This is a genomic window from Rhizobium sp. NPDC092011, assembly GCF_044756305.1.
Taxonomy (GTDB): domain Bacteria; phylum Pseudomonadota; class Alphaproteobacteria; order Rhizobiales; family Rhizobiaceae; genus Rhizobium.
Window position 1 is genome coordinate 50,812 of the sequence record NZ_JBIVSO010000013.1, and the last position, 20,078, is coordinate 70,889.

Annotated in this window: 17 protein-coding genes; 10 read left to right on the forward strand and 7 right to left on the reverse strand. The window is 60.4% G+C overall.

Features of this window, described 5'->3' with window-relative positions; genetic code table 11:
* Position 1: 1 nt before the first annotated feature.
* The 10 genes from ACIQJ2_RS31300 (at position 2) to ACIQJ2_RS31345 (ending at position 13,166) form a co-directional block, all read left to right on the forward strand.
* On the forward strand, positions 2-1,237 hold the full coding sequence (locus tag ACIQJ2_RS31300; protein WP_292855362.1) for a pyridoxal phosphate-dependent aminotransferase: 1,236 nt from the start codon (positions 2-4) through the stop codon (positions 1,235-1,237).
* A 17-nt stretch (positions 1,238-1,254) separates the two neighbouring features.
* Entirely contained in the window at positions 1,255-2,823 is a 1,569-nt protein-coding gene (locus ACIQJ2_RS31305; protein ID WP_292855361.1) for an acetolactate synthase large subunit, read from the forward strand.
* Between the two features lie 62 nt (positions 2,824-2,885).
* The gene (locus ACIQJ2_RS31310) at positions 2,886-4,334 is read left to right on the forward strand and encodes an aldehyde dehydrogenase family protein (RefSeq protein ID WP_137934791.1); all 1,449 of its coding nucleotides are present in this window, start codon (positions 2,886-2,888) and stop codon (positions 4,332-4,334) included.
* Positions 4,335-4,407: 73 nt separating this feature from the next.
* The gene (locus tag ACIQJ2_RS31315; protein WP_137934800.1) at positions 4,408-5,658 is read left to right on the forward strand and encodes a sarcosine oxidase subunit beta family protein; all 1,251 of its coding nucleotides are present in this window, start codon (positions 4,408-4,410) and stop codon (positions 5,656-5,658) included.
* A 24-nt stretch (positions 5,659-5,682) separates the two neighbouring features.
* Complete coding sequence (locus tag ACIQJ2_RS31320; RefSeq protein ID WP_137934790.1) at positions 5,683-5,955, forward strand: sarcosine oxidase subunit delta; 273 nt, start codon at positions 5,683-5,685, stop codon at positions 5,953-5,955.
* Positions 5,952-8,912 carry a sarcosine oxidase subunit alpha family protein gene (locus ACIQJ2_RS31325; RefSeq protein ID WP_151652874.1) on the forward strand — a complete coding sequence of 987 codons (2,961 nt, stop codon included), beginning with the start codon at positions 5,952-5,954 and terminating at the stop codon, positions 8,910-8,912. Before ACIQJ2_RS31320 ends, ACIQJ2_RS31325 begins: the two co-directional genes overlap by 4 nt.
* On the forward strand, positions 8,905-9,438 hold the full coding sequence (locus ACIQJ2_RS31330) for a sarcosine oxidase subunit gamma family protein (RefSeq protein ID WP_137934788.1): 534 nt from the start codon (positions 8,905-8,907) through the stop codon (positions 9,436-9,438). The genes ACIQJ2_RS31325 and ACIQJ2_RS31330 overlap by 8 nt, the downstream gene beginning before the upstream one ends.
* Before the next feature lie 29 nt (positions 9,439-9,467).
* On the forward strand, positions 9,468-10,628 hold the full coding sequence (metC, locus tag ACIQJ2_RS31335; protein WP_137934787.1) for a cystathionine beta-lyase: 1,161 nt from the start codon (positions 9,468-9,470) through the stop codon (positions 10,626-10,628).
* Positions 10,625-12,289 carry an electron transfer flavoprotein-ubiquinone oxidoreductase gene (locus tag ACIQJ2_RS31340; protein ID WP_137934786.1) on the forward strand — a complete coding sequence of 555 codons (1,665 nt, stop codon included), beginning with the start codon at positions 10,625-10,627 and terminating at the stop codon, positions 12,287-12,289. The genes metC and ACIQJ2_RS31340 overlap by 4 nt, the downstream gene beginning before the upstream one ends.
* 112 nt (positions 12,290-12,401) lie before the next feature.
* Entirely contained in the window at positions 12,402-13,166 is a 765-nt protein-coding gene (locus ACIQJ2_RS31345) for an SDR family NAD(P)-dependent oxidoreductase (protein WP_137934785.1), read from the forward strand.
* Positions 13,167-13,251: 85 nt separating this feature from the next.
* Here ACIQJ2_RS31345 and ACIQJ2_RS31350 read toward each other — a convergent pair whose 3' ends face one another.
* The 7 genes from ACIQJ2_RS31350 to ACIQJ2_RS31380 all read right to left on the reverse strand — a co-directional run bounded on the left by ACIQJ2_RS31350 (position 13,252) and on the right by ACIQJ2_RS31380 (position 20,074).
* Positions 13,252-15,375, reverse strand: a complete 2,124-nt coding sequence (locus tag ACIQJ2_RS31350; RefSeq protein WP_137934784.1) for a type IV secretory system conjugative DNA transfer family protein — start codon at positions 15,373-15,375, stop codon at positions 13,252-13,254.
* Positions 15,372-16,370, reverse strand: coding sequence for a P-type DNA transfer ATPase VirB11 (virB11, locus tag ACIQJ2_RS31355; RefSeq protein ID WP_137934783.1), 999 nt, complete (start codon positions 16,368-16,370; stop codon positions 15,372-15,374). Before virB11 ends, ACIQJ2_RS31350 begins: the two co-directional genes overlap by 4 nt.
* Positions 16,367-17,785, reverse strand: coding sequence for a type IV secretion system protein VirB10 (gene virB10, locus ACIQJ2_RS31360; RefSeq protein WP_137934782.1), 1,419 nt, complete (start codon positions 17,783-17,785; stop codon positions 16,367-16,369). Before virB10 ends, virB11 begins: the two co-directional genes overlap by 4 nt.
* Positions 17,782-18,567 carry a TrbG/VirB9 family P-type conjugative transfer protein gene (locus ACIQJ2_RS31365; protein ID WP_137934781.1) on the reverse strand — a complete coding sequence of 262 codons (786 nt, stop codon included), beginning with the start codon at positions 18,565-18,567 and terminating at the stop codon, positions 17,782-17,784. Before ACIQJ2_RS31365 ends, virB10 begins: the two co-directional genes overlap by 4 nt.
* A complete protein-coding gene (locus ACIQJ2_RS31370; protein ID WP_137934780.1) occupies positions 18,564-19,298 on the reverse strand; it encodes a virB8 family protein in 735 nt (244 codons plus the stop codon). Before ACIQJ2_RS31370 ends, ACIQJ2_RS31365 begins: the two co-directional genes overlap by 4 nt.
* 154 nt (positions 19,299-19,452) lie before the next feature.
* Entirely contained in the window at positions 19,453-19,824 is a 372-nt protein-coding gene (locus ACIQJ2_RS31375; RefSeq protein ID WP_137934779.1) for a hypothetical protein, read from the reverse strand.
* 16 nt (positions 19,825-19,840) lie between these two features.
* On the reverse strand, positions 19,841-20,074 hold the full coding sequence (locus tag ACIQJ2_RS31380; protein ID WP_137934778.1) for a hypothetical protein: 234 nt from the start codon (positions 20,072-20,074) through the stop codon (positions 19,841-19,843).
* Positions 20,075-20,078 lie beyond the last annotated feature (4 nt).

A 20,078-nucleotide genomic window follows, 5' to 3' on the forward strand; every position in this document is an offset into this window, starting at 1 on the left:
AATGGCAGATATCCATACTTCGGCCGCCGCGGTGTTCAAGCCGTCGAACGCCTTGTCGAAGGTCGGACCTTCGGCGATCTCTCGCATGATGGCCGCGACGGCAGAACTCAGCCGCCAGGGCCGCGACATCGTGGGTCTTCATGTCGGCGAGCCGGATTTCGATACACCTGAGAATATTCAGGAAGCGGCGATCAAGGCGATGCGCGCCGGGGATACTCACTATACCGCGCTCGATGGCTCGCCCGCGATCAAGGCTGCCGTGCGCGAAAAGTTCAAACGCGAAAACGGGCTCGATTTCACGCCGGAAGAGATCGTCGTCACGACCGGCGCGAAGATGCTCCTGTTCAGCGCATTCTTCGCGACGATCCAGGCTGGCGACGAGGTAATTCTTCCGGCGCCCTACTGGGTAAGCTACAGCGACATCGTCGAGATGATGGGCGCGACGCCGATCATTTTGCAAACACGGTCCGAAGATGGGTTCCGCCTGCGGGCAGAAGATCTGGAACGGGCCATCACGCCGCGTACCCGCTGGTTGTTGATCAACTCGCCGTCCAACCCGACCGGCTCGATCTATCGCAAGGAAGACTACGAACCTATCCTCGATGTGCTCGCACGCCATCCGCAGGTCTGGTTCATGGTCGATGATATGTACGAGCATCTCATCTATCAGGATGAGCCCTTCGTCACCCCGGCTCAGCTACGGCCAGATCTGCGCGACCGGATCCTGACCGTGAACGGTGTGTCCAAGGCCTATGCGATGACGGGCTGGCGCATCGGCTATGGCGGCGGTCCGGCGCCGCTGATGAAGGCGATTCGTGCGGTTCTCAGCCAATCCACCTCTTGCACCTGCTCCATCGCGCAGGCCGCAGCAGCGGAAGCGCTGACCGGGCCACAGGAAAGCGTCAAGCAGTATCTCAGCGAATACCGCAAACGCCGTGATCTCGTGATGGCGGAACTCGCCACCATTCCGAATCTTGCATGCGAGGCACCGGCCGGTACGTTCTACGCTTTCGTCGACTGGCGTCAGCTTGTGGGCGGCAAGACTTCGTCGGGTCAGGTGATTGGCGATGACGAAGCGCTATGCAACTACCTTCTCAATGACTGGGGCGGCATGACGGCGGCGCCCAGAACCGCGGAGATCGTCGCGGATCTTGTCGCCGGCCGAGAGCCGAGCGTCCCGATCGCGCCGTTCTCCCCGCAACGATTTCCCTATTACCACTACAACCCTTTGTCGTAACTAACAGGTGCAGAAATATGTCCTCACAAGCAGCCACCAATCAGATGAACGGCGCTGAAAGCCTGGTTCATACCCTCTTGAATTCCGGCGTCGACACATGCTTCGCCAATCCTGGCACCAGCGAAATGCACTTCGTCGGAGCGCTCGATCGCATCCCCGGCATGCATTGCGTTCTCGGCCTTCAGGAGAACATCGTTACTGGTATGGCCGACGGCTACTACCGGATTGCGCGCAAGCCGGCTTCAACACTGCTCCATTGCGGTCCCGGTCTGGCGAACGGTATGGGCAATCTCCACAATGCTCGGCGCGCCCGCGCTGGCATCGTGAACATCGTCGGTGATCAGGCGACATATCATCGCCCGTTCGATGCGCCGCTGACGGCCGATACCGAAGGAATGGCGCGGACTGTCTCGCATTGGGTTCGTACAAGCACCGACGTTGCAGAGGTAGGTCGTGATGCGGCGGTTGCAGTTCAGAATGCCCGCGCCGTTTCCGGTCAGATTTCGACTCTCATTCTCCCCGCCGATGCTTCGTGGAACCCGGGTGGCGTGGTGGCTGATGCGCTTCCTGTTCCAGCCGCTCCGCCGATCGACCCCCATGCGGTCGAAAACGTTGCACGCGTCCTTCGCTCGAACCGTAATGTCTTGATCCTTCTTGCGGATCAGGCGACGCTGGCTCCCTCTCAGATTCTTGCATGGCGGGTCGCCGAGGCGACGGGGGCCCATCTGCTCGCGACCTATACCAATGGTCACATGCAGCGCGGCCGTGGCCGCCTAGCGCTTGAGCGCGTGCCGTACGGGACTGACGCCGCAATACAGGCGCTGGGACAGTATCAGCATATCGTTCTGGTGAACGCAAAAGCGCCGGTTGGCTTCTTCGCTTATCCGGGCAAGCCCTCGACGCAGTATCCGTCGAATGCCCAGATCCACGTACTCTCCCGTTTCGACCAAGATTCAGTAGCGGCGCTGCAGGCGCTTGTCGATGAACTCGGTGCTCCCGAGGTGGCGATCCCGGATGTGGGTCCGCGCCCCGAACCCGCGCGTGGAGCCACGACACAGGAAAACCTGGCCGTCACCCTCGCGGCCCTGATGCCCGAAAACTCGATCGTTTCCAACGAGAGCATCTCCTATGGCCGCGACTTCTATAAGCTCACGCACAATGCCCCAGCTCACGACTGGCTGAACCTTGGCGGCGGCGCGATCGGCGACGGCCTTCCGGTCTCCACCGGCGCAGCGGTCGCCGGTGGCGGTGATCGAAGGGTTATCAGCCTGCAGGCAGACGGCTCCGCGATGTATTCCCTGCAGTCGCTCTGGACGCAGGCCCGAGAAAAGCTCCCTTGCACGACGATCCTGCTCAATAACCGGAAGTACAATATCCTGATCGGCGAATACAAGAACGTCGGCGCCGTTCCCGGCCCGACAGCGATGGGCATGCTTGACCTCTCGAACCCCGATCTTGACTGGATCAAGTTGGCAAATGGCATGGGCGTCGAGGCCGCACGCGCGACCACAATGGAAGAGTGCGCCGACCTGATGCAGCAGAGCTTCAGGCAGAAGGCACCGTTCCTCATCGACCTCATTATCTAATGCCATCGATGCCCGCTCTTCCGGCGGGCAACGTCCTTCCTTTCGAAAAATTGGAGACAGCAATGCTGGAAAAGAAATTGTTTTACATCGATAGCGAATGGGTGGCACCGCTGGAAGCCCGCGAACTCGCCGTTATCGACCCGTCGACAGAAGAGGCCTGCGCAGTTATCAGCATCGGTAGCCCCGCCGACGCCGACCGGGCGGTCGCGGTCGCCAAGCGTGCGTTCGAGAGCTGGTCGAAGACTGCCCCCGCCGAACGTCTCAAGCTGGTCGAGCGCTTGCTCGAAATCTACAAGCGCCGCGCACCGGAAATGGCCCAGGCAATCAGCCTGGAGATGGGCGCGCCTATCGACATGGCGCTGGAAAAGCAAGTCGGCGCCGGCACCTGGCACATCTCGAACTTCATCACCGCATTCAAGGACTTCGAGTTCATCCGGCCGCTCGGTCCGCATGCTCCCAACGACCGCATCCTCATGGACCCGATCGGCGTCGTCGGCCTCATCACTCCCTGGAACTGGCCGATGAATCAGGTGACTCTCAAAGTCATCCCCGCTTTGCTGGCGGGCTGCACCATGGTCCACAAGCCCTCCGAGATCGCGCCGCTTTCCTCGATGCTGTTCGCGGAATATATCGACCAGGCTGGTTTCCCCAAGGGCGTCTTCAATCTCGTCAATGGCGATGGTGCTGGCGTAGGCACGCGTCTGTCCTCGCATCCCGATGTGGAAATGATCAGCTTCACGGGTTCCACGCGGGCCGGCGTCGCGATCTCCAAGACCGCGGCAGAAACTCTGAAACGGGTGGTCCTCGAACTTGGTGGAAAAGGCGCCAACTTGGTGTTTGCCGACGCGGACGCGGAAGCGGTGAAACGCGGTGTCCTCCATTGCTTCAACAATACCGGGCAGAGCTGCAATGCGCCAACGCGTATGCTGGTAGAGCGGTCGATCTACGATCGCGTCGTTGACGAGGCGAAGGCGGTTGCGGAAAGCCTCGTGGTCGATTCCAGCCACAAGCCTGGCAACCATATCGGACCGCTTGCATCGGAGGCGCAGTTCCAGAAGGTCCAGGAAATGATCCAGAAGGGAATCGAAGAAGGGGCGCGTCTCATCGCTGGTGGTCTCGGTCGTCCGGAAGGGCATGAACAGGGCTACTTCGTCCGTCCGACGATCTTTGCCGACGCCAACAATGACATGGCAATCGCACGGGAAGAAATCTTCGGACCGGTCCTGACGATCATCCCTTTCGACACCGAAGAAGAGGCTGTCCGGATCGCTAATGATACGCCTTATGGCTTGTCGAATTACGTCCAATCCACCGACGGCGAAAGGCGTAACCGCGTCGCCTCGCAACTCCGCGCCGGGATGATCGAAATGAATGGCAATCCTCGCGGCGCCGGTTCGCCGTTCGGTGGCGTGAAGGCATCCGGCCGGGCTCGCGAGGGCGGACTCTGGGGGATCGAAGAATTCCTCGAAGCCAAGGCGATCTCGGGCTGGGCGGGCTCGAACCCGGCTTGATCGAATGTCCGGCAGCGCATCGCAGCATCATGCGATGCGCTGCATTTCCCCGCAGCATATTCGGTATCTTTCGATGCGCTACTCTGCCCTCTCGATTTTTGCGAACGGCCTCTTCGGTAACAGATGGTGGAAGCCAGCCTGGCGCAGCCCCGAACCGAAGCCGCATTATGACGTCATCATTGTCGGAGGTGGCGGTCACGGACTTGCGACGGCCTACTATCTCGCAAAGGAATTCGGGCTCTCGAACATAGCTGTATTGGAAAAGAGCTACATTGGGTCCGGCAATGTCGGACGCAACACAACCATCATCCGCTCGAACTATTTGCTTCCTGGAAATAATCCTTTCTACGAATTCTCGTTGAAACTCTGGGAAGGGCTGGAGCGGGAGCTCAATTTCAACGCGATGGTTTCCCAACGCGGCGTGCTCAATCTCTTTCATACGGACGGCCAGCGCGACGCCTTCATTCGGAAGGGAAACGCCATGCACCTCCATGGCGTCGATGCAATGTTGCTCGATCTCGATGCAGTGAAGTCGATGGCACCGTACCTCGGCTTCAACAACACGCGTTTTCCTATTTTGGGCGGGTTCCTCCAGAGCCGTGGCGGTACGGTTCGCCACGATGCCGTCGCCTGGGGCTACGCGCGCGGGGCCGACAGCCGCGGCGTCGACATCATTCAGAATTGCGAGGTCAACGGAATACGCCGCGAGGATGGAAAAGTTGTTGGCGTCGAGACCAGCCGCGGCTTCATGGGCTGCGGCAAGCTGGCATTGGCCACGGCCGGCAATTCGTCGAGGCTTGCGGAGATGGTGGGCCTCAAACTTCCGATTGAAAGCCATGTGTTGCAGGCCTTCGTGTCAGAGGGACTGAAACCCTTCATCGACTGCGTCGTATCGTTTGGAATGGGGCATTTCTACATATCGCAATCTGACAAGGGGGGCTTGGTCTTCGGCGGCGACATCGATGGTTACAATTCCTATGCCCAGCGCGGTAATCTGGCGACCGTCGAGCATGTCGCGGAGGCGGCGAAGACGATGATCCCTTCGCTTTCGCGCGTTCGTATTCTTCGGTCCTGGGGGGGTATCATGGACATGTCCATGGACGGTTCGCCCATCATCGATCGAGCGCCAATCGAAAATCTCTATCTCAACGCGGGCTGGTGCTACGGCGGATTCAAGGCGACGCCGGCATCCGGCTATTGCTTCGCCCACTTGCTCGCTCGCGGGACATCGCATGCGACCGCATCGGCATTCCGGCTCGACCGTTTCGAGCGCGGTTATCTGATCGATGAAACCGGAAGCGGCGCACAACCGAACCTGCACTAACCCCTGCCGATCTGGATTGAACGAATGGCAAGTCTTATTCCCTGCCCACATTGCGGCGGCCGCCCGAAGGAAGAGTTCACGGTAAAGGGGGCCGCCCTCCCACGCCCAGAAACGCTGGCCAACCCGGAAACGTGGTTCGAGTATGTCTATTTGCGCACGAATCCCCGCGGCCGTCATGACGAGTTTTGGCACCATACGGCCGGATGCCGCCGCTGGCTGATCGTCACCCGCGACACTGCAACCCATGAAATTGAGGCGAGCCGGGATGCTACGCTCGAAGGAGAACACCCTCGATGAGCACCCATCGTCTACCGGCCGGCGGTCTCATCGACCGTGCCGCACCACTAGCATTCACCTTCGACGGAAAGTCGATGCGAGGCTTTGCTGGTGACACGTTGGCATCTGCGCTTCTGGCCAACGGTCGTCAACTTGTCGGTCGCAGCTTTAAATATCATCGTCCGCGCGGCATCCTTACAGCCGGTGCCTCCGAACCGAACGCACTGGTTACGGTAGGCCGCGGCGGGCGCTCTGAGCCCAATACGCGGGCCACGACGCAGATGCTGTACGCCGGTCTGGAAGCCTCCAGCCAGAACCGCTGGCCCTCCCTTGAATTCGACCTTGGCGCGGTGAACGGTCTGCTCTCTCCCTTCCTGGGCGCCGGTTTCTACTACAAAACCTTCATGCGGCCGTCGTGGTTCTGGGAAATGGTCTACGAACCGCTGATCCGGACAGCGGCGGGTCTCGGAAAAGCGTCGGGCGAAGCGGATCCTGATCGCTTTGAAAAGACTTGGGCGCATTGCGATCTTTTGGTGATCGGCGGTGGACCCACCGGCATAGCGGCCGCTTTAACGGCCGCGCGATCAGGTGCGCGCGTTGTGCTCGTCGACGAGCAGGCAATGATTGGCGGCTCGCTTCTTTCGGAAACCGCAACGATTGGCGACGTGTCAGCCCCGGAATTCGTGCGGCAAGCCGTGGGCGAGCTGAACTCCTTCCCCAATGCGCGGGTGCTGGCCAGTACGACCGTATTCGGTTGGTTCGATGGTAACGTTTTCGGCGCGGTGGAGCGTGTCCAAAGGGGGGATAGCGTTGCCGATGCCGGCCGGCTCGCGGAAAGGCTCTGGCGCATCGTTGCCAAGAAGGCGCTCTTGGCCAGCGGCTCGGAGGAACGCCCGCTCGTCTTCGGTGGCAATGACATTCCGGGCGTCATGATGGCGACGGCAATGCGAACCTATTTGAATCGCTTTGCTATCGCACCGGGCACTCGAACTGCGATCTTCACGACGAATGATAGCGGCTATGCTCTTGCGCGCGATCTCGAAGCGAGGGGGCAACCGGTTGTTGCCGTTATCGACAGCCGAAATGACGCGAACCCGCCATATTTCGGTGAATTCCGGGTCATCCGCGGTGCGGTGGTTTCGGACGCCCGCGGCGGCAAGATGTTATCTTCAGTCGATATCTGGCACGGCAATCGGAGAGAAAACCTGAAGGTCGATGCCTTGGCAATGGCTGGAGGTTTTAGCCCAATCATACACCTTGCCTGCCACCGCGGCGGCAAGCCCGATTGGTCTGATCAGTATGCGGCATTCCTCGCACCGGAATTGAGCGGGCTCGTCGTTGCGGGCTCTTGCAATGCTATTTCCGGGATCGCCGCATGTCTGGACGATGGTGCTGCAAAGGCAGCGAGTCTCGTTGGCGATCTCGGTTTTCGCGTAGAGCAGCAGGATTTTGGAACCATCGAGGATGATATTGTTGCCCCGCCGGCGCGCGCCTTGTGGTCGATTCCGCGTATCCGCGGTAAAGCCTTCGTGGATTTTCAGAATGACGTTCACCACAGAGATCTCGGTCTTGCGGTCCAGGAAGGCTATGGCCATGTCGAGCACGCGAAGCGATACACGACGAATGGGATGGCAACAGATCAGGGCAAGCTGTCGAATGTGAACGCGATCGGTCTCCTTGCCGACGCGCGCGGCGTGTCCCCTAGAGAGGTCGGCACAACGACATTTCGCCCGTTCTATACGCCTGTCTCCTTCGGATCGCTAGCGGGTTCCTACCATGGGGAGCATTTCCAGCCGGTCCGGAAGTCGCCGCTCCACGATTGGGCGGCAAAGCACGGCGCCGTGTTTGTAGAATCCGGTCTATGGTATCGCTCCGCCTGGTTCCCGCGTGACTACGAAACGACCTGGCGGGAGAGCGTCGATCGAGAGGCAACCAATGTTCGGGCGAATGCCGGCCTTTGCGATGTTTCCATGCTTGGCAAAATAGAGGTCCTCGGAACAGATGCGGCGGAGTTCCTCGACAGGGTGTACTCGAATGGCTTGCGCAAGCTGCCCATCGGGAAAGCGCGCTACGGCCTCATGCTGCGCGAAGACGGTATGATCTACGATGACGGAACCGTCAGCCGGTTCTCTGAAGACCATTTCTTCATCACCACCACGACAGCCTATGCAGCAGGCGTTCTGAACCATCTCGAATTCTGCGCCCAGGTGTTATGGCCGAATCTCGACGTTCATCTTTCGTCGTCTACCGACCATTGGGCGCAAATGGCGGTTGCTGGACCCCAGTCACGAAATATCCTGCAGCAGATCGTTGATGAAGACCTGTCGAATGCGGCGTTTCCTTTCCTCGGCGCTAGGGAGATATCACTTTTCCAAGGTCAACTTCATGGGCGGCTGTTCCGCATCTCCTTCTCAGGGGAACTTGCCTATGAACTTGCGGTGCCCGCAGGTTACGGCGAGAGCGTCGCCGATGCGCTGATGATCGCCGGCCAGAACCACGGCCTTCAACCCTATGGGGTCGAGGCGCTCAGCGTGCTCAGGATTGAAAAAGGCCATGTAACCCATAGCGAGATTAACGGTACGGTCGTTCCGGCTGATCTCGGCTTTGCCAAGATGGTCTCACCTTCCAAAGCGGATTTCATCGGCAAGCACATGCTGGCGCGCGAGGGCCTCCGTGACCCGGAGCGGCCGCAACTTGTCGGGATCGTTCCCCTTGATCACCAAGCCGCAATCCGGAGTGGCGCGCACATCCTCGAAAAGAATGCTTCGTGGACGCTGGAGAACGATCAGGGCTATGTGACCTCGACGGCGTTCTCACCGCATGTCGGCTCCAAGATCGGGTTGGCCTTGGTCAAGCGTGGGGCGGCTCGACATGGGGAAGAGGTGATCGCCTACGACAGCCTTCAGCAAGAATTCACTCCCTGCCGGCTTTGCAGCCCGGTCTTCTACGATTCAGAAGGTGAAAGACTCCATGGCTGAGGCTGGTATCAAACATCGGGCCGTCCTTGCTGGTCTAAGACCGATCAACGTGAAGCAAGTCGATCTTCGTGCTTTGCCGGAGGGGTCGATCATTCAAATTCTAGCCCGAAGGGGAGCCGGTGATCTCGCACCGCTCCTGGCAGATCTCACGGCCGACAAAGAGTGCGAGGTTCGACCGGCCGCTCCGGGCGAGTGGCTTCTCGTCGGGAATACTGCTTGGGCGCGGGAGGAACTGGACAGTCTTGAAGCAAGTATTCATGCGGTAGGTTATGCCGTTGACCAGAGTCATGGGCGCGTTCGCCTATCGCTTGCCGGATCGGCCGTCGAGGACGTCCTCGCAAAGGGAAGCGCGGTCGACTTCGACGCCGCCGCATTTCCCATCGGGAACTCCACGGTGGCGTTGATCGGCCATGTTTCCGTCCACCTTACCCGCGTGAAGGACAGCGGATTCGAACTTATCGTCGGGCGCAGCCTTGCAGAGGGTCTTTGGCAGGACCTGGCTCGCATGTCCTCCGAACTCGCCTGATAACCCCATATCCCAGGGAGAGAATTTCAATGTCGCACTCGAGCAAGAAAATCGGAACCAATACGCAGCTTGGCCACGCCGGCTATGATCCGCTGTCATTTCATGGTTTCGTCAACCCGCCGATCGTGCGCGCCTCCACAGTTCTTTTTCCGGATGCCGAGACGCTTGCAAGCGAGAACCAGAAATACACCTACGCAACACATGGCACGCCGACGACTGATGCTCTTTGTGCGGCGCTGACGGAACTCGAAGGTGCTGCCGGAACAGTTTTGGTGCCGTCCGGACTGGCCGCGATCTCTGTCCCGCTTCTGACCTTTCTCTCGGCAGGGGATCATGTGCTTATCACGGATTCCGTCTATGGCCCGACCCGTCGGTTTGCGAACGAGGTGCTGCCGCGAATGGGGGTCGCGGTCGAATACTACGACCCGTTGATCGCCGGAGATATCGTCTCTCTGTTTCGCCCGGAAACGAAGGTTGTGTTCTTGGAGACGCCCGGCTCGAACACCTTTGAGATGCAGGATGTGCCGGCGATCGTCGCGGTGTGCAAAGAACGCGCTATCGTCACGATGATCGACAACACCTGGGCGACGCCCCTCTTTTTCAAGCCCATCGGTATCGGCGCGGATATCGTAATCCATGCGGCAACCAAGTATTTTGGAGGACATTCAGACGTTCTGATGGGTACGGTCTCCGCCAACGAGGCATGCTGGCCGAAACTCAATCGCGGGCACATGGTTCTCGGCATGTGCGTAGGGTCTGATGACGCATATCAAATCCTCCGCGGATTGCGGGGAATGGGCCGAAGGCTCGACACGCACCAGCAATCAACGCTTGCCATTGCCAAATGGCTCGAAGGCCACCCCAAAGTCGAGCAGGTCTACCACCCTGCTCTTGAAGGCAATCCTGGTCACGCAATTTGGCGACGCGACTTTTCCGGCTCTTCCAGTCTTTTCTCGTTCGCCCTGCCGCGTGCCGCAGATCCAAAGAGTTTCCTGAATGCATTGGAGATCTTTGGCCTTGGCTATTCCTATGGTGGCTATGAGAGCCTTGCAGTTCAGGTGGGCCTCTCCGACCGAATTGTTCGACGGCCTGATTTCGAGATGTCGATCATCCGCCTCCAGGTGGGACTTGAGGATGTGAACGATCTGATCGACGACCTCGATCGTGGATTCGCGGCGGCCTTCGCATGACCGAAACGGCGGAACTCCCCGAACGCGAGAGTATGGAATTCGACGTGGTGATCGTAGGTGCCGGTCCTGCGGGGCTTTCTGCGGCGATCCGGCTGAAGCAGGCCAATCCGGATCTGACGGTCGTCGTGCTGGAAAAGGGTTCGGAAGTCGGCGCGCATATCCTGTCCGGCGCGGTTGTGGATCCGATCGGCATCGACCGCCTGCTGCCCGGCTGGCGTGAGGATGACAGCCATCCGTTCAAGACCGAGGTGAAGGACGACCATTTCCTGCTGCTCGGCCCGGCCGGCTCGGTGCGGCTGCCGAACTTCGCCATGCCGCCCTTGATGAACAACCACGGCAACTACATCGTCTCGCTCGGCAATGTCTGTCGGTGGCTCGCCACCAAGGCGGAAGAGCTCGGCGTCGAGATCTATCCCGGCTTTGCCGCGACCGAGGTGCTCTACAATGACGAGGGCGCCGTCATCGGCGTGGCCACCGGCGACATGGGCATCGAGCGCAACGGCGAGCCCGGCCCGAACTTTACCCGCGGCATGGCGCTGCTGGGAAAATACACGCTGATCTCCGAGGGCGTGCGCGGCTCGCTCGCCAAGCAGCTCATCGCGAAGTTCGACCTTCAGAAGGATCGCGAACCCCAGAAATTCGGCATCGGCCTCAAGGAACTCTGGCAGGTCAAACCCGAGAACCACAAGCCCGGCCTCGTGCAGCACTCCTTCGGCTGGCCGCTCGGCATGAAGACCGGCGGCGGCTCGTTCCTCTATCACCTCGAAGACAACATGGTTGCCGTCGGCTTCGTGGTGCACTTGAACTACAAGAACCCCTATCTCTTCCCCTTCGAGGAATTCCAGCGCTTCAAGACGCATCCGGCGATCCGCGGCACCTTCGAAGGCGGTAAGCGCTTGTCCTACGGCGCACGCGCCATCACCGAGGGCGGCTACCAGTCGGTACCGAAACTGTCGTTTCCGGGCGGTGCGCTGATCGGCTGCTCGGCGGGCTTCGTCAACGTGCCGCGCATTAAGGGCAGCCACAATGCGGTGCTCTCGGGCATGCTCGCCGCCGAAAAGCTCGCGGATGCAATCGCGAGTGGCCGCGCCAATGACGAGCCGATCGAGATCGAGCAGGGCTGGCGCGACAGCGCCATCGGCTCGGACCTCAGGAAGGTGCGCAACGTCAAGCCGCTGTGGTCGAAGTTCGGCACTGCGGTCGGCGTGGCGCTCGGCGGCCTCGACATGTGGACGAACACGCTCCTCGGCTTCTCCTTCTTCGGCACGCTGAAGCACGGCAAGACCGATGCGCAGTCGCTGGAGCCGGCGGCCAAGCACAAGAAGATCGACTATCCGAAGCCGGATGGCGTTCTGACCTTCGACCGTCTGTCCTCGGTGTTCCTGTCGAACACCAACCACGAGGAAGACCAGCCGGTCCACCTTCAGGTGAAGAACCCGGAGCTGCAGAAGACCTCCGAACTCGACGTCTATGCCGGTCCGTCGACCCGCTACTGTCCGGCGGGCGTCTACGAATGGGTGGAGAAGGACGGCAGGCAAGTTTACGTCATCAACGCGCAGAACTGCGTGCACTGCAAGACCTGCGACATCAAGGACCCCAACCAGAACATCAACTGGGTGCCGCCGCAGGGCGGCGAGGGGCCGGTCTATCCGAATATGTGAGCCAAACCCTGGCCGAAAAGGTGAATCCCACCAAGAACATGGTGGTCGCATCTCACTCCATGGAGATTTGCGTGCGATCACCGATTTGCGAAGGCGAATATCAACGAAGGATATGAACATGGACCAGTCTTTGCTTGGGCAGACGATCTTGGTTACTGGTGCCTCAGGTGGGATCGGAGCGGCGGTCGTAGAGCGACTTGCGTTGGAAGGGGCGAGGCCGATCATTCACTACAGGAAGAATGAGGATAAAGCGCAAGAATTGCTGGCCAAGATCGGTGGCAACGGTCTCATCGTACAAGCTGACCTTTACGAAGACGAGGGAGTATCCGCGCTTTGGCGGAAATCGGTTGATTTTGCGGGCCGAATCCACGGCCTCGTCAACAATGCTGGCAATCGCTCGGAAATTTCGATTGAAAACTCGCACGGCGAGTGGAAGGCACTATGGCAGAAGGAGTTTCAGGTAAATCTCTTCGCCGCCGCCGATCTTTGCAAGGAGGCGGTTCTTCATTTCAAAACCGAGGGCGGTGGGCGCATCGTGAATATTGCTAGCCGCGCTGGTCAGCGCGGTGGGGCACGGGATTCGATGCCTTATGCTGCGGCGAAGGCGGCTATGATCAATCTCACGAAATCAATCGCTCGCAGCTTCGGTCGGGAAGGTGCATCTGCAGTCTGTATAGCCCCCGGTTTGGTACGCACCGACATGGCAGAGAAGTTCATCGCTACGCATAGCATGGCAGAGGCGATAGATGACATCCCGATCGGCGACATGGCCGAACCCAGAGAAATTGCGGAACTCGTCGCCTTCGTGCTGCGCTACGGCCAAGACTCGCTGAACGGTGCGACGCTTGACGTCAATGGCGGTAGCTATCTCCGCTGAGATGTCGGAATAGTGTAACGCGGCCCATCGCGGTGGCCATCGACCAGCCTTTTAATGTCCGTGTTAAAGTGTTCCGGATGTTGGGCTATTCGTCGGAAAATACCGATGCGACTTCCCTTTGGACTTTTTTGGCCGCCCGTTTCTTGACGGGCGTGCCGCCAAGCAAAGTAAGTATCCTCTCGAGGGACTTGTCCGCGTTCGCTTGTCGCTCTGCACTCCTCTTCATGGCAAATCTAAAGTCCGGCTCGTCGCCGCCGGCTTCATGAACGGCATGCTGAGAATCAGCTACCACCCGCTGCGCATCATTTCGGTTGTCGGGAATACGTGCAGTGGACGGTGTTCTCGATGGCTCGTTGCCGGCTTCGAAACTCTTGGCGACAAACGTTGCTCCAGCGAGCGAAGGCGCTGGGAAGTGCAGCTCAGAGGACAGAGCGACCTCGAAATCCGTATGTTTGGCGCCGATTGCGACTGTGACACCCTGCTCCTTTTTCGGCGTTCGCACACGCCACCACGCCCGCTTCATCAACCCGCCGTCGGCATAGTAGAAATTGCGCACGCCGAAGATCGGCTGCTGGTTCCGCAGCTTGATGACGCATCGCGTCTCGTGCATTGCACCAAGCTCGTCGGGCCGCATGAGCGGGCGCATCGTGGTCTTGTGCGACATGGTAGCGCCCTTGCGATCGAACAGGGTCACGCCCGTCGATACCGCTTTATCGACGGTCACCTCTTTTCGCTCGCCGAGAAGCTGCGAGACGTATCGCTGATCTTCTGGATCCTGGGCGCCAAGGAAGATCTGCGCGCGTGCCGAATTCACCAGCGTCTGCCGGCCCTCGCGGGTGTAAACGTTGTCGAGCGAGCGCAGGGACTGGACGAAGAACCAGCACGGAATTCCATAACCGCCGAGGACGGTGGCGACGGTCAGGGCATTTTCCAGCTTGCCGAGATTCTGGAACTCGTCGAGCAGCACGAGCACGCGGCGTTCGCCCCGCTTCATCATGTTGCGCGACATGTAGTCCATGAACTGGACCATCAGCACGTTGAAGATTGGCCCGATCGAGGCGATCTGCTGGATACGGAAATCCAGGTAGAGGCTCATATTTTCGCGGCGCATCGCCCGGATGTCGAAGGTGGACCGCGCCGTCGCGCGCAAAATGCGATTGTTCTTGAAGGGCCGCACGGCGGCGGCGAGGGAACCATAGACGCCGTCGAACTGCTTGCTGGCCATGACGGCGAAGCGGGCGAGGGTGGTATAGGTGAAGGAGCTGATCCACTCGGCACGAAGCTCGGGATTGGCAACCTCCTCCAACCATTCGCGCAGCGGCTGGTCGCCACCCTCGACGACATTGAGGACCGTTCCAAGGTTCTTGTCCTTGTCGATGATATCAGGGTTTTCGAGCACCCAAGATGTGACGCCAGCGAACAGCGCTCGAGCATCGGAAATCCAATAGGCATCGCCTTTGGGCGTCGGCAGCAGCGCGGTCGCAATCGAGTTGATGTCGATATCGCGCTGATCTGGATCAATGGCCACGAAATCCAGCGGGTTATAGCATTCGGTATCGCCATTCTCATCTGCCGGTGAGAAGCGCAGTACGCGCGAGAATTTCGAGCGATAGCCCGCCGTCGCCTCATAGGTTTCGCCGCGCATGTCGAGCACGACGATGCTGTCAGGCCAAAGCAGGCAGTTGGGCACAATCAGCGAAGCACCCTTACCGGACCTCGGCGGGCCGATGACGAAGCCGCCGACGTCATCGCCATCGATCCAGAGCTTCTTGCCGCCGAACAGCATGGGCTTCAAGAACCGCCGCCGGCCGGACCCGCGCTGCGTGAACCCGCCCGGAACCTTGATCAGACTGCCGCCGATCCGTCCGACGAACACGCCGCCCGTGCGGGTAAGCCCGAGGGTCCGCGCTTCCAGCGGGCTCAGAAACCGCGCATCCGTCGATTTCTTTTTGCCGGTCATCGCCGTGATGAGCATTGCGAAACCAGCAACCGCGCCAGCGCCAGCCGCAATCGCAGGCCGATGCCAGTCGCCGGCGGCGAGATCGAGACGCGCCGCTCGATAAGATGCGAGCATATCGTCCTGCAGCGCCTGGAACATCCCGGTCGAGTTATCGAAGGCGTAATAGAGGCCGGCATAGGCAAGCGAGGCGACGAAGGCCGCCATCGCGGCGGCGATGACCAATCCGAACAGCAAGATTGCCGGGTTCACAGTACGTCTCCCTTGGTGAAGACGATTTCCGACACGACCCGCCGACCGTCCGGGAAACGATGAAGCTGAACAACCACCGGGATCACCTCCTTCAGGTAGTCGATGATCTCGTGCTTCTGCAGCCGGACGCCACTCTGCATGACCATCAATGCCAGACGGTCATAGGCGTCACGGGCGGAATTGGCATGGACCGTGGTGAGCGAGCCGGGATGTCCGGTATTGATCGCCTGAAGGAAGGAGAACGCCTCCTCGCCGCGAAGTTCGCCCAGCATCACCCGATCCGGCCGCATGCGCAGCGACGCTTCCAGCAATTGCTGTGGCGTCACCTTCGCCCGGCCTTGATCACCCTTGGAGGCGAGAAGGGCGACGGTGTTCGCAGTCGGCGGTCTCAGCTCGCGGGTGTCCTCGATCGTTACGATGCGCTCCTCGTCCGGAACCTCCTTCAGCAGAGCATTAAGGAAGGTGGACTTGCCGGTCGAGGTGCCCCCGGAGACGGCGATCGAGACCCGCGAACGCACGGCGGTCCGCAGAAACTGCATGACGTCGACATCGCCCTGCAGCATGGCGGCAAGGGTCTCTTCGGCCGGAGAAAGCCGGAGTTGGCGACCGACGCGCGTATCGTCGAAGGCGCCGCGGCTCTTGTAGACGTCCAGGCCGATGTCATGGATGACCTGCTTGCGGATGGAGATCGCGCCTCCGGCAGGTGCCGCCGGCGGCAGCACGCACTGAAAGCGCTCGCCGGTCGGAAGTGAGGCCGACAGGATGGGATGTTCCTCGTTGACAACCTGGTTGGTGGAGCCCGCCACCCGCTCGCTCAGGGTTCTGATCCAGTCGGCGGTAAACTGTGCGTCGACAACGCGTTCCATGCCGGCGACGCCAAGTCGCTCGATGAACACCTCGCCAGGGCGATTGACCGAGATTTCGGAGACGCGATCATCCGAGAGGAACGGCTTCAGCCGCTCCAGGGCTTTGTCGAGAAACGGGAACTGCTTCATTTGTAGACCGGCGCGATCGGATAGTAGGGCGTCGGGTCGACATTGCGCCGGATCTGGCCACCGCGCTTGAGCCGCATCATCTCCTGCCGGACCGGGTCGGCATAGAAGGCGGAGAAGTCGAGATCGCGCCTGAGGAAGACGATGATCGACTCGCCCTGCGCGACATAGATCGTCGGCGGAATCTTCGAGCTTTCCTTGAAGGCTTCGTTGGCGATGTCCTGGAGGACGGCCGACGATTTCTCGGCGGCGATCGAACGGGCTTCAGCAGCCGTGCGGCTCGGCTCCGTGGTGACCGTCGTCACCGCGCCGGTGAGCGGATCGACCGTCGAGATTGAACGAGCGCTTTCCGTGGCGGTATCGCCCAGCGCCGAGACATATTCCGCAGCTCCGCCGATTACCGACAGCATGATGGCCGAACCGAACCGCTCCCAGAAATGCGTGTCGATCTCGCCGGTGAGCCCGGCGCGGCCGAGGCGATCGGCGCCAGGGGAGGCGATCTCGACGGAGACGCCATCCGAGCGGATGACGCGGGACCAGACGATGAAGATGCGCTTCTGGCCGCGGGCCAGGCCGGACTTGTATTCCCCGACCAGCCGCGAGCCCTTCGGAATGAGGATGCGGCCGCCGTCGAGAGAGCGGACATCCTCGCGCACGATAGCGCGCACCATACCGGGCAGGTCGGTATTGATCGCCGTCTCGAGGAAGCCACGGATCATAGTGCCTTGTGCGACCAGCGCATCCGTCCGGTCGAAGCGGGTCGCCTTCACGATGCCCGCGGTCTGCTTTTCCGACTGGGCGAGAAACGCCTTGTTGGCGTCGCTTTCCGCGCCGGGGACGGCGACGAGCTGGCCGTCGTCGGCGATGGTCACGGCCGGGTCGCCGGACAGCGTCTCCCGGTTCGAGCCATCGAGGACGATTTGCTCGGAGCGCAGCCGTTCCCACCGCGCCTTTTCCTCATCCGCCAGCCGCTTGGCCTCGAGTTCGGCGAGACGAGCGTTTTCTTCCGCGCGCCGGCGAGCCTCTTCCATTCGTAGCCGCTCTTCCTCGGCCTTGCGACGTGCTTCCTCGATCTGCCGCAGCTTTTCGAGATCGTCGCCCTGGTTGACGGTGACGTCGACATCAGCGGAATCCACTGGCTTCTTCTCCGCGACGGGGATCTGCACGAGGTTGGGATCGGCGGCCTGCTTCACCGGCTCGTCAGGGAAATCGCGAATGCTGGAGTTCGAAGTCTCGAAGCTCTCGCCGCTGCCTTCGGAGAGGCTGGGGTTCTGTGGTCCGGTCGGCCAGTTGACGTATGCCAGGACGCCCACGCCGACGACGAGCAGGACAGGAAGGGCCAGCTTGCCGAGGCGACCATTGCGGTCGCTTGCCACGCTGCTTTGTCCATCGAGATGGTCGAAGTCGATTTTGCTCACCGCTGGCGCTCCTCTTTGTGGCCGAGGCGCTTCGGCCCGTAGGCGTCCTCGATGAGATCGAAGGATTGGCGATTGGCCTGCCGATTATAGAGGCACAGCCACTTGTCGCCGGCGCGCAGGGTGAACTGAGCCGCGATCTTGTCGACGACGACATATTTGCCTTGCGTGCGCAGGTTGACGAGCGACTCCTGGCGCTTGCCCTCGACCACGAAGATCGCGGGAATATCGCCGGGAAATTCCAGATACATATGCGTGCCGTCATCGAAGGCGACGCGCGGCTTCAGGCTGGTGTCGCCCTTGAAGACATAATCGTAGTTCAGGCGGTTCGGATCGAGATCCTTCAGCAATGGATCCTTGGCGCTCTCCTGCGCGGCGGCCAACAGCCGGGCATTGACGTCCTCATCAGGATATTTGAACCGCACCTGAAACGCGGCGCGCAGGTCGGCCGCGGCGGAACCTTTGAGGAGCAGGGCATAGACGCGCTGGTTCGTGACGATGTTGACGTTCGTTTCGGCGTTTTCGCGCAGAGGCTTCACGAACAGGATGCCGGAGCCCTTTTTCGGCACGATCGACCAGCTGGCGGTATCGCCGGCCGAAATCGTTTCGATCACTTCTGAGCTGCCAAGCTGGATCATGGTGGAGACACCGAGGCCGGCCGGGACGGTGACGACGGCATTGTTGTTGAAGGTGATGTAGCGGATGCGGGGATCGGCCGCCGGCGAGGTGGTCGCAGTGGCGAGCAGCGTGAGCGTCGCGAGGGCGAGGACAGGTTTCCGCATCATCGCACCGCCTTGTCCGCCGGCAGAACTTCCGGCAAGGATTCCTGGTCGCGCCTATATTCAGTTGCTTGGAAGCCGAGTGGATTGTCAAAACGATATTCGTTCTTCAGCGGCGCGGTCGTGTAGCGGAAGCGAACCACCGAGACCCAATGCTCACGGCGCAGGGTGTTGTCGCGTCGCGTTTCCGTCGAAAAGCGCACGGTTGCCGTGGAGGCATTGAGGAACGAGACCGACTTGATGGTGACGGCAATACGCGTGTCGCGGCCGAGCAGCTTGTCCTTCGATTGCGGGTTCGACGGCTCGAATTCGTGGCGAAGGTCGGTCGCGGCCTGTCCCGTCGAATAGAGCTGGGCGAGATCGAAATTATCCTTCAGCGCCCGCGGATCATAGGTCTCGCGCGCCCGGATATAGCGGACGATGTTGGCGGTCTTGATGGCGTCGTTCTCGGAAAGCTTGCTCTCGTTCAGGGAACGGGCGACCTCGACGAAGCCGGTGGTCTTGTCGGCGATCACCACCACGGCCTCGAACTGCTTCAGGGGAACAAGGAGATTGAGGGCCGACAGGCTGAGCAGCGTGGAAATGCCGGCGACGGTCGCCACGGTCCAGGCGATTTTCCGGGAGCGGCGTTCCTTGCGATAAAGCTCGGCCTCCCAGGATGCGCCGGCTTTCCAATAGGCGGTGAGATCGATCGGCGGGGTTTCTGGCGTTTTTGCGGCGGCATCTTCGTTGGTCATTTAGGTATCCGGTGATCGCCGACGGCGAAAAAAGAAACTATAGTTTATTCACTTAGCCGAGCGATCTCCTCTGCCGGGTGGACCAGCGTCAGGATCAATCCGCAAAGCCTGGGATTAGGGAGCGCTCAGCTCCTCGGTGCAGCGGCTCTAGGTCCTAGCTGCACAAGCGCATCAGCGTTTTCTTGGACGCCGTATTGGAGAAGAAGAAGGAGCGATCGTCCTTCACCTCGATCGTGACGGTATCGCGGTCGCCATCCGCTTCGTCGGCGCCGGCCTCGATCCACAAGACATCGAGCGTATAGGTGCTGCCGTCCTGTTTGACGGACAGCACCTTGCCGGCGGTCTTGTTGGCGCCGATCGCCTTGTCCTCGACATAGATAAACGCGGCGGCCGCGGCTTCGCAGCCGCCTTCAGCGGGTGCATAGGCCCCGGTCAGCACTGGCAGGATCGAGCTTGGCGATTGTGCCTGCGCCGCGCCGGGGAGCAGCAGGCCGAGCGCGAGCATCGTCGATACGATTTTCTTCATTCTCAAGCCTCCTTGTTCAGAAACCGAACAATGCGCCGAGGCTTTGAGCATAGCCGGCGAGCGTGTTGTAGAGATCGATGCAATATTCCGCGAACGGCTTGAAGAAGATAACCGCAAGGATGAACAGCAGATAGCCGAAGCCGCCGCCCTTTTTGGATTCAGCGCGAGCGTGTTCCGCAGCTTCTTCGTTGATCTGAGCCTGCTGATGTAAGGCCGCCTGGTAGCGACGGGGATCATTCCAAGGGTGCATTCAA